The 10,013-nt window shown below is 42.5% G+C and carries 7 protein-coding genes and 1 tRNA gene; 4 read left to right on the top strand and 4 right to left on the bottom strand.

The window, feature by feature from the left end; all coding sequences use genetic code 11:
* Positions 1–11: 11 nt before the first annotated feature.
* A complete protein-coding gene (locus A5294_RS04450; protein WP_064340572.1) occupies positions 12–1,283 on the top strand; it encodes a hydroxymethylglutaryl-CoA synthase in 1,272 nt (423 codons plus the stop codon).
* Positions 1,284–1,542: 259 nt separating this feature from the next.
* Here the strand turns inward: A5294_RS04450 and A5294_RS04445 are convergent.
* Positions 1,543–1,627: transfer RNA gene (locus A5294_RS04445), tRNA-Ser, on the bottom strand.
* Positions 1,628–1,823: 196 nt separating this feature from the next.
* A complete protein-coding gene (serS, locus tag A5294_RS04440) occupies positions 1,824–3,110 on the bottom strand; it encodes a serine--tRNA ligase (protein ID WP_064340571.1) in 1,287 nt (428 codons plus the stop codon).
* Positions 3,111–3,217: 107 nt separating this feature from the next.
* Here serS and trxA point away from each other — a divergent pair, with 107 nt between their 5' ends.
* The 3 genes from trxA to A5294_RS04425 all read left to right on the top strand — a co-directional run bounded on the left by trxA (position 3,218) and on the right by A5294_RS04425 (position 6,438).
* Positions 3,218–3,559, top strand: coding sequence for a thioredoxin (trxA, locus tag A5294_RS04435; RefSeq protein WP_004110313.1), 342 nt, complete (start codon positions 3,218–3,220; stop codon positions 3,557–3,559).
* A gap of 133 nt (positions 3,560–3,692) precedes the next feature.
* Positions 3,693–4,679, top strand: coding sequence for a G5 domain-containing protein (locus A5294_RS04430; protein WP_032842330.1), 987 nt, complete (start codon positions 3,693–3,695; stop codon positions 4,677–4,679).
* Positions 4,680–4,842: 163 nt separating this feature from the next.
* On the top strand, positions 4,843–6,438 hold the full coding sequence (locus tag A5294_RS04425; protein ID WP_064340570.1) for an MDR family MFS transporter: 1,596 nt from the start codon (positions 4,843–4,845) through the stop codon (positions 6,436–6,438).
* Positions 6,439–6,494: 56 nt separating this feature from the next.
* Here the strand turns inward: A5294_RS04425 and A5294_RS04420 are convergent, their stop codons facing one another.
* Complete coding sequence (locus A5294_RS04420; protein WP_004574033.1) at positions 6,495–7,205, bottom strand: HNH endonuclease family protein; 711 nt, start codon at positions 7,203–7,205, stop codon at positions 6,495–6,497.
* A 51-nt stretch (positions 7,206–7,256) separates the two neighbouring features.
* Positions 7,257–9,821, bottom strand: coding sequence for an ABC transporter (locus A5294_RS04415; RefSeq protein ID WP_064340569.1), 2,565 nt, complete (start codon positions 9,819–9,821; stop codon positions 7,257–7,259).
* Positions 9,822–10,013 lie beyond the last annotated feature (192 nt).

Genomic DNA, 10,013 nt, shown 5'->3' with positions numbered 1-10,013 from the left:
TTTTAGGACAAATGAACACACAAAATACCGAAACATCAGCAACCACAACCTCCGCAACCACTCCCCTTGCCGTCGGCATCGACCGCATCTCCTTCGCAACGCCGCACTATTACCTAAACCTCGAAGAACTGGCGGAACACCGCGGAATCGACCCTAACAAATTCACAATCGGAATCGGTCAAAGCGAACAATCTGTGCCACCAAATCACCAAGACATCGTCACTCTCGCCGCGCAAGCTGCCCTCCCACTGCTACCCCACATCGATAGCAATCGCCTCAAAATGCTAATCGTCGGCACAGAAAGCGGCGTCGACGCAAGTAAATCGAGTGCTCTGTACGTTCAAAATCTGCTAAAACTCACGCCGTGGGTGCGCTCTATTGAAGTAAAAGAAGCTTGCTACGGCGGCACCGCGGCTTTGATGATGGCATGTGACTACGTGCGCGCGCACGCCGAAAAAAATCCGCAAGTGCTTGTTATTGCAGCCGATATTGCGCGCTACGGTCTTGCTACACCTGGCGAAGTAACGCAGGGAGCAGGGGCTGTAGCAATGCTTGTGAGCGCGAACCCGCACGTGCTTAAAATTAACGACGATAGCGTTGTGAAATCCGCTGATATTCAGGACTTTTGGCGACCTGTTTACCAAGACACTGCGCTTGCTCGCGGAAAGTTTTCGACTGAGCAATACATACAATTTTTCTGCGACGTGTGGCAAAAATATTGTGCGCAAAACAGTTGTAATTTCAATGATTTTGCAGGGTTATGCTTCCACTTGCCGTATACGAAAATGGGTTTGAAGGCGCTTAAGGCTGCGATGGATTCTTGCGATAATAGCAACCTAAGCGAGTCGTCGCGCAATCGCTTACTTTCGCGCTATGGAACCAGCACGAAGTACAGCCATCGCGTAGGCAACATCTATACGGGTTCCCTGTATTTGGGATTGCTGTCTTTACTTGAGTTAGACGAATTTACTTGCGAAAATAGTAATCTTACTGCACTTAAAAGCGGCGATAAGATTGGGCTATTTTCTTACGGCTCCGGCGCTGTTGGTGAATTTTTCAGCGGCACGATTGCGCCAGGATTTAGAAATGCGCTGTTTGCGCGCGAGCATGCGGATATGCTTGATTCGCGCGTGCGTTTAAGCGTTGCTGATTACGAGGAGATGTTTGAAAGCGTTGCGCCTTACGCTCCGGAAGATTTCAAAAGCAGCACGTCTTGCCGCGAAGGTGCGAACTTCTTCCTTGACGCAATCACTTCTCAAGAGCGTCATTATTCCACGCGCTAAAATCGAGCGAGCGCACGTTTCAATCGGATTCTCGCGCGCAACCGACCGTTCCTTTACACCCACGTAAAGTTTCTGCCGTTTTTTGGTGCGTAGGCGGCATAAACTGTGCGCTGCTGTAAAGTTTCTGCCGTTATTCCGCGCACAACCGACCGTTTCTTTACACCGCTGTAAAGTTTCTGCCGCAATTTGCTAATTTCCCGAGCTCGGCGAATTAAAAAAGCCTAAAGCAATTTCACATGCTTTAGGCTTAGTTAATTCGCGGATGAGGCGAGATTCGAACTCGCGGTAGGTTTCCCTACAACGGTTTTCAAGACCGTCTCCTTAGACCGCTCGGACACCCATCCATTTGCGCGCGAAAGCAATCAAATTGCCGCTTTTAACGCACAAGTGGTAAGCATATCATCACGTATAGAACGCAACACACAACACCCAGATTCAAAAAACTTATCAACTAAAAAACAAAGCCCAGGTAATTTCCCGGGCTTTGTAGTTAATTAAACGATTTTTTGAAACAAACGCCGTGTTTGTGCACGAGCAAACTCACGCTTCCCACTTAGTTGGCTCAATGACTTCCTTGCCACCCATATAAGCCTGCATAGCCTTCGGAATATCAATCGAACCATCCTCATGCTGATGATTTTCCAAAATAGCCACAAGCCAGCGAGTAGTAGCCAAAGTGCCGTTAAGCGTACTAACTGGACGAGTTCCACCATCTTCCATACGTTCACGCACATTCAAGCGGCGAGCCTGATACTCAGTGCAGTTAGAAGTAGAAGTAAGCTCACGGTAACGTCCTTGCGTTGGAACCCAAGCTTCGCAATCAAACTTACGAGCGGCAGAAGAACCAAGGTCACCTGCAGCAGTATCAATAATGCGGTAAGGCACTTCTACCTTAGCAAGCATTTCTTGCTCCATGCCTAGCAACTTCTGATGCTCAGCGCGAGAATCTTCCTGCTTGCAATAAACGAACATCTCAACTTTATCAAACTGATGCACGCGAATAATACCAGAAGTATCCTTTCCGGCAGCACCAGCCTCACGACGGTAGCAGCTCGACCAACCGCAATAACGCAAAGCACCATCGCTTAAGTCAAGAATCTCATCCTCATGCATACCAGCCAAAGCAACTTCGGAAGTACCGACCAAATACTGATCATCTGGCTCGCGCAAACGGTAAATCTCGTCCGCATGAGAATTCAAGAAGCCAGTTCCGCGCATTACTTCCGGGCGCACAAGCGTTGGCGTAATCGCAAGCGTAAAACCGTGCTCTTCGGCTTGATCAACAGCCATAGTAAGCATTGCGATTTGCAGGCGAGCCACAGCACCGCGCAAGAAGTAGAAGCGAGATCCTGCAACCTTCACGCCGCGACGCATATCAATTCCAGCAACGCCAGTTCCAAGAGTCAAATGATCCTTTGGCTCGAAACCTTCAGCTGCAAAATCGCGAGGCGTACCAACCTTCTTAACTACAACATAGTCGTCTTCTCCGCCTTCTGGAGCTTCATCTTCAACGATGTTAGAAAGCTTCCACATTGCTGTAGTGTAGTCGGCAGTAGCTTTTTCGGATTCAGCTTTGTACTCTGCAACCTTCGAAGCTAATTCTTTAGTTTCAGCAATAAGCGCAACCTTTTCCTCCGCGCTAGCTGTTGCAACCTTCTTACCAATAGCTTTTTGCTCAGCGCGAGCCTCTTCAAAAGCCTTAAGAGCAGTACGACGCAAGTCATCGTTGTGCAATACTTCATCGACGAGCTCAACGGATTCACCGCGCTTGCGCTGCGATTCCTTAACTACGTCGGCATGTTCACGAATAAATTGGATATCAAGCATGACTCCTAGCCTAGTGCCGCAAGACGACAGATAAGCGCACTATCGACAACATTTATGCAAGGCGGCACGTACAATAAAGCAAATACGCAAAATATTGAGGGAGTAATATGGCAGCAATACATGCTACTACAGAAAATTTTGAGAAGATTGCTTCGACAAATGAAATAGTTGTTGTCGATTTTTGGGCAACGTGGTGCGGTCCATGCAGGTCTTTTGGTCCTATTTTTGAGAAGGTCAGTGAAAAATATCCCGAAATTCCTTTCGTAAAAGTTGATATTGACAAAAGCAACGAGATTGCTGCAGCTGCTCAAATCCAAGCTGTTCCAACAGTAATGGTTATTAAGCGCGGCGAAGTTATTTATAGACAAGCTGGAGCATTACTAGCTTCTGATTTAGAAGATTTGGTTGAACAAGCTAAATCTTACGAATCTAATGATTCTGAATCCTGATTTATAGACTATGCCATGAGATACAATATGTGAGGTTTTGCATATACGTTTTGCACATACATTTTAGTTTTATTACTCTACGTTGCGAGCGTTTGCAAATATCAATAGAGTAATTGCAGAAATAAGGAGGGTTATGGCCAGTCACCGTAAGCATACTGTTACGCTTGGTTCACTCAGTTTACGACAGTGGGCTAGAGTTAGCGCGGTTATTTTAGGCTTCATTGCTTTGGTGATACTTGGTTTTGCCTCGCGAGATTTTTACGCTTCGTCTAAAGGTCACGCTGTTCAGGTTACTTCTTATTCGGCAACCGATTCTTCGCAAGTTTCTCGTAGTGCTAGCCGTCGCATGTTGCATGATAGCGCAACTTCATATGTTAACGTTGTTATAAATGGTCATCATCGTACTATTTTGGGCACTAATTTCACTGATGTAAAATCCGTTCTTGATGCCGGGGATATCACTCTTGAGCCACACGATGTTGTTACTCCATCTCTTACAACTAAAGTTAGCGAATCAACTGTTATTACTATTAATCGTGCAGGCGCAAAATTAGAAAATTCCGACGACCCAATCGCGTTTAACGTCGTTAAAAAGGAAACTGCTGCACTTCCAAAAGGTACTGAGAAGGTGCAAAGTGAAGGCGCTAACGGCGTAATGGAAACAGCAAAAATAGTTACTCGAACTAAGGGAAAAATAGTTTCCTCTAATATTTTTGCTTCTTATGTTAAAAAAGCTCCAAAAGATAAGGTTATTCTTGTTGGAACTGGCGGTTCTTCTGCCGGACTTGGCTTAGCTGCTTCTATCGGCACGACTGTTCCTGCTGGCGAGATGCAACAATGGGCTCACGATTGGCTTATTTCTAACGGTTATAGTGAAGCTGATTTTACTGCAACAGTATTTATTATTTCTCATGAATCTGGCTGGCGCGTAAACGCAATGAATCCTTCTGGAGCTTACGGTTTACCTCAAGCTTTGCCAGGCGGAAAAATGGCTTCTGCCGGAGCTGATTGGGCTACTAACTATCAAACTCAGCTCCGCTGGTTCTGGAATTATTGCAATGGTCGTTATGGCTCCATTCAAGGCGCTTACAATCATTGGCTTTCCTACCACAGCTACTGATTAGAATCAGTCTAGATATTATTGTTTTGCGCAAATTAAGTCTTACAATTTTTCGTTGTAATAGATAAGAGAATAGACTTAAGTCGATTGACTTTTGCCACCTATGCTTAAAAATATGCTTAAGAAAAACTACGTTTAAGAATAAAAAGGATGTTTTATTTTGATGCACTCAACATGGCTGTCTAATAAAAGCCAAAATCTCAGCCATGCGCTAACAGGCGAAGAAGCATACAATAACAATCGTCTTACACGTCCTGCTTTAATTTCTCTTGCTATTCTTACGTTTATTACATTTATTGGCAATTTCGCACAATTACAACTTACTGCAGCATTGCCAACAATAGTTCAAGAATTTGGCATAAGCGTCACAACTGGTCAGTGGCTTACTTCTATTTTCCAGCTGATTATGGCAATTATGGTTCCACTTACAGCATTTTTAACAAGACGCTTTTCTACTCGCCAAATTGTTATTACTTCCATGTCGCTTTTTACTTTTGGATCCGTACTTGCATGGCTTAGTAGCGACTTTATGATGGCACTTGTTGGCAGAACTCTTGAAGCTATTGGCACTGGCGTAATGTGGCCTGTTTTACAAATTACCGTATTCTCCGTCTACCCTGTTACTCGCAGAGGTGTGGCAATGGGAAGCGTTGGCATGGCTATGAGTATTGCTCCAGCAATCGGTCCTACTATTGGCGGTTTGCAAACTGATATTAATGGATGGCGTTCTATTTTCTGCTCTCTTACTATTATCGGAGCGCTATCCGTCGTTTTAGCAGTATTTTTCTTGCATAATTTTGGAGAACATGATCTTAACGCGCATGCTGATTTCTTCTCGGTTGGTCTTTCGGTTATCGGCTTCGGCGGACTCATGTTTGGATTCACTAATATTGAAGGATGCGGAATTTCCCACCCATTATCTTGGGCTCCTATGATTATTGGTGCTTTTGGAATTGCTTGGTTTGTTATAAGGCAGTTGCGAGCGCAAAAACGCGGTCACACTCCTCTTCTTGGTCTTAATGTGCTTAAAAACCGCTACTTTATGGTAGGTACTATTTGCGCTTGCCTTACATTTTTTGCTTTCAGCTCAATTATGGTGCTTATTCCGCTTTATATTCAGTCTGATCGTGGTTTTTCAGCAACTATGAGCGGCTTAATTCTGCTTCCTGGAGCGTTCGGCATGGCTATTTCGCAGTATTTTGGTGGTCGTATGCTAGATCGCTTTGGAGTGCGCCCAGTTGCTATGGCAGGCTCTATTATTCTGTTTTTTGGCACTGTAATGATGAGTCTTATTGACATGGATACGTGGATTTGGTGGATTTCCATTTGGCAGTTTACTCGCCAAATTGGCATGGGATTCTTGCTTATGCCAATAACTACGTGGTCACTTAATTGTTTGCGTAAGGAAGAGCTTGGCGACGGTTCGGCTGTAACTAATACTATGCGTCAGCTTTGGGGCGCTATTGGAGCACCTGTTTTAGTAGTTACAATGACAGTATTGACAACTCTTCACCATTCTGGCACAGGTCACGCTGCCGATGTTGCTGCTAGTATTTTTGGAGTTCAATGGACTTTGCGCATTAGTGCTATTATTACGGGAATTATGGCTCTTATCGTTATTTTTGGAGTCAAGGGCGAAGGCACAGGTTCTGCTCACAATCTTGCGCGTAGAGCTATTGACCGTATGCGCGTTTTGCATATTCCTCATTCAGCAGAGCATCACGACGTAATGCACGATCACACCCATAATCATTACTAAATGCTTATTAAACGCTTACTAAGTCGCTTTTAAGGATACTAGACTGAGCAAAATCCTTACTTTGGCAATTTCTGTGCAGAACAGTTATGCAATACGCTTTCCATACTCTGCTTTTCTTCGCGAGTTACAGTTAAACCATATTTATATTTAACAGCTATTTGCCTAGCAACATATTCGCACCTAAAGGTTTTGTTTGAAGGAAGCCAGTAAGCTGCGGACGCGGAACCTTTTTCTTGATTAGCAGCTCCTTCAACCGCGAGTAGATTCATCATATCGTTGCCAAATTTTAATCGTTTTGCACGATTCCATTTCCATGCTCCAGATTCCCACGCATTTTGTAATGCAACAACATGATCTATTTGAATTAAGGCACTAGTTTTTCGCCCACGCACGAAGTTGATATCTTTGCCAGTATACGGATCATGCAACAAGCCGAAACGCACTTGGCAAGATCCTGCGTACTTGTATTTCACATTTTGTAAATCACGCGCTAAAACATCTTCCCTAACGTCACATCCGTTACCGTCATCGTCAGTAGTACGATATCCAAATACTTGACGCTCGTACCCGTAACGATAAGGCTTAGATATACGCAATTTTTTCAATGCTTGCGCAGCTTCTCCGCTTGCTTCATATTCTCCTGTAATCTTCCCAACGTTACTGTTTATTTTAGGAAGCAACAAGCCAATAACAATCCCACATAAAACAGCAAACAACAGCATCCAAAACAGCGCAAGAAACTGCCTCTTGTTACAACGATTACGCATGTCCAGTCCCCCAACCCAACTTATGCATATTCTATATTTTTTAAATTAAAGTTAGTTACTGCTCTTAACTCTCATAACAGACGGTATTCTTTGTAAAACAACATCTACAACTTGCTGAATCATAATTACAAGCAAAACCATTGCCATAACAGCATAAACAGTGCTCCATGCTGGAATATTAGCTGGAACTGGATGGATAGTGTGAGAAACCACTAGTGCTGCTACAGAAATGCTAATTAACGATATAGCAAGAACAAGTGCCGACATACCTCCACTTTTACGAGCCAAACGCATTCTTTGTTGAGAAACTTTATGCATTGAAGTAACCATTCGATTAACGCAATGCTCACCTTGCCTAAATGCAAGTACTTCATCGATACCAAGTTCAATATCACTTACTTCATTCTCAACTTCATGTTGTTCAATGCGCACTTTATTTGCAATATGCTTGGAGCGTATAAGTAAGTATCGAGGAACAATAAACATAATAAACACGCACGAAGCAATAGCTACATAAGACAAATTCGCATCGAAATAGTACAAAACAACCATAAGCGGCACAACTGCAAATATCATTCCAACATTCATGCTGATATGAGCTTTATGCCAACGTTCGTGATGCATATCTACACCTGCAAATGTTGTAACAAGAGTTAATGCACGAACTGCCATACAAGCAACAGCAACAAGCACACACTGTTGCATTACAAAACCAAATATTGGACGTCCTGCAACAGCAAACATTGCTGAAACAATAGCAACAGGAATACATACTGCAGAAACAAGATTGAGAGCAGTACTAAACATTGATATAAAAGCAAAAATAGCACGTTTGAACTTTGAGATTGTTCTCACTTCATAAGTGTAAGCAATACTTGCAATAGAAGAAATATGCTTGTTTTTATTAGGATCTTGCTGAGCTTGCTCAACGTTTTGCGAGTTTCGTGAGTTTTGCGAGTTCTGAGATTCGTTTAATTGATTTAGTTGCGTAATATTTTTAGAACTATCATTAGCAACATGACGATACGATTCTACAGTTGCTATTTCATCAGTTGCGCTAATTCCAGCATCATTTGGCATTAACACTATTACATTCGCATAACGCGCTATGCGACGCAATATTTTAACAATTTCTTCAGCTTCATGATTGCTAATATCACATTGGGAATAATCAAAAACGTACACTTTAGTGTGTCTTAAAATTGCTCTAGCAAGAATAACACGACGCTTTAAATCTTCAGAATTATAGGATGCTTCAGGATTATTAAAAAGTCTATCTATTGGCATATCTAGACCGTCGTAATCGGCATAAACAACGCCATCTATTCGCACAGCTCGCAATGCATCCCACATCGCAGTAGTCGTAGCTGTTGGAGCAGCCAAAAGTAAGTTTTCTCGCAATGTTGTGGAAAATAGATGACTTCGCTCGCTAACTATAGTAACAATATCTGCTAAAGCTGCAGAACTTGCATCATTCAACGACAAGTAAGATGCACTATCGTTTGCGTCAAATACTTCAGAAACTACAAATGGAGAAACGTCGTCTTCATGAATATCATAACGGTCGCTATAAGAAAGCAATATGTCAGCAGATTTGTTAAAACCTGTACCAGAAAGTATTTTCTCACGCATAACATGATGATATTTACTTGGAATAACTTGCAATTCACCAGATTTTGCAATTATCGATAAACGCTGAGCTTCATTAGTATTCGCATTATTTTCCGAAATATTGCATCGCATACGCAAAGCAATATTGGTTGAGCCATCAGGCAAAGATAATGTTGAACCATCGTCACTAAATGCTATTGGAGCAGGAGAATCAGTAACCATTTTTAACAATGCTTCAACATGATCCAAACCATGAACAGCATGCTTAACTACATGCATATTCTTACCAACAATTCTCAGTGGCTGGACGCTTAACATTAACAAGGGCATTGTTAACAGAGCTGCAGCAAGACCTACACCTTTAACGGAAGATAACCAAACAGTTGCAACAATTGCGAGTCCAGCAATAACATAGGCAAATAACGCACTTACACAACGCCACGATACTGGGCTTAGTGCCAACGAGAATATAAGAGAAGCGACATTAAACAATGCAGCTAATGCGCAAATCCCGGCTATAGCAGGGTTAACTGTAAATAGTGCTGCAGAAACAACCACAGGAACAGGAATAGCTGCAATAATTTGTGGAACTAAAGAAGCAACAAAACTTTGTATTGCAAAAATATCTTCATTTACACGCAAAGAAGTAATGTCATGAGAATCTTCAATATCTACAGAACGTAGAGATAACATTGCGTGCAACATTTTAGGGCGCAAACGCATAGCTATTCGCGACTCAATTTCTGCACAAACAGTACACGACCAGTAAAAAACTGCATATTTCAGCAAAATAATAGCAGCTAAAGCAATAATGTAAGACGTAAATTCAACAGAACTCATTAAAGAAGTTCCAGTAGAACGAACAGGTCTTAATACTGGAGACAACATCCCAACGCAAACGTAGACAAAAGCTATGTTTACAAGATAAGAAATCGCAAGACACGCCGACCTTAAAATAACTAGATGCTTAATTCCTGGCACGAACGCAAAGCAGCGATTTATCATCTCCTGATCCTTTTCTTTATTCCATATTTATTCAAAAAACCACACACTCCCAACTGATGTTAAGATTACGCTTCACACACACCATCAACACGCCGGCATCCGCGTAATTATGCTGATTTTAAGTCATTTTGCCAGATATTAGCATTAAGAAAATAAAGTTGTTTCACAACTGTTTCACGCAATATTTAAATA

The sequence above is a fragment of the Gardnerella sp. 30-4 genome, assembly GCF_001641215.1.
Lineage (GTDB): Bacteria > Actinomycetota > Actinomycetes > Actinomycetales > Bifidobacteriaceae > Bifidobacterium > Bifidobacterium leopoldii.
This window is presented reverse-complemented; position numbering and strand designations above follow the sequence as displayed.

What these genes read in the sequence shown, in the direction of transcription:
- A5294_RS04450 (WP_064340572.1), top strand. Translation starts at nt 12, where the DNA reads ATGAACACACAAAATACCGAAACATCAGCAACCACAACCTCCGCAACC.
- serS (WP_064340571.1), bottom strand. Translation starts at nt 3,110, where the DNA reads ATGCTTGATATCCAATTTATTCGTGAACATGCCGACGTAGTTAAGGAA.
- trxA (WP_004110313.1), top strand. Translation starts at nt 3,218, where the DNA reads ATGGCAGCAATACATGCTACTACAGAAAATTTTGAGAAGATTGCTTCG.
- A5294_RS04430 (WP_032842330.1), top strand. Translation starts at nt 3,693, where the DNA reads ATGGCCAGTCACCGTAAGCATACTGTTACGCTTGGTTCACTCAGTTTA.
- A5294_RS04425 (WP_064340570.1), top strand. Translation starts at nt 4,843, where the DNA reads ATGCACTCAACATGGCTGTCTAATAAAAGCCAAAATCTCAGCCATGCG.
- A5294_RS04420 (WP_004574033.1), bottom strand. Translation starts at nt 7,205, where the DNA reads ATGCGTAATCGTTGTAACAAGAGGCAGTTTCTTGCGCTGTTTTGGATG.
- A5294_RS04415 (WP_064340569.1), bottom strand. Translation starts at nt 9,821, where the DNA reads ATGATAAATCGCTGCTTTGCGTTCGTGCCAGGAATTAAGCATCTAGTT.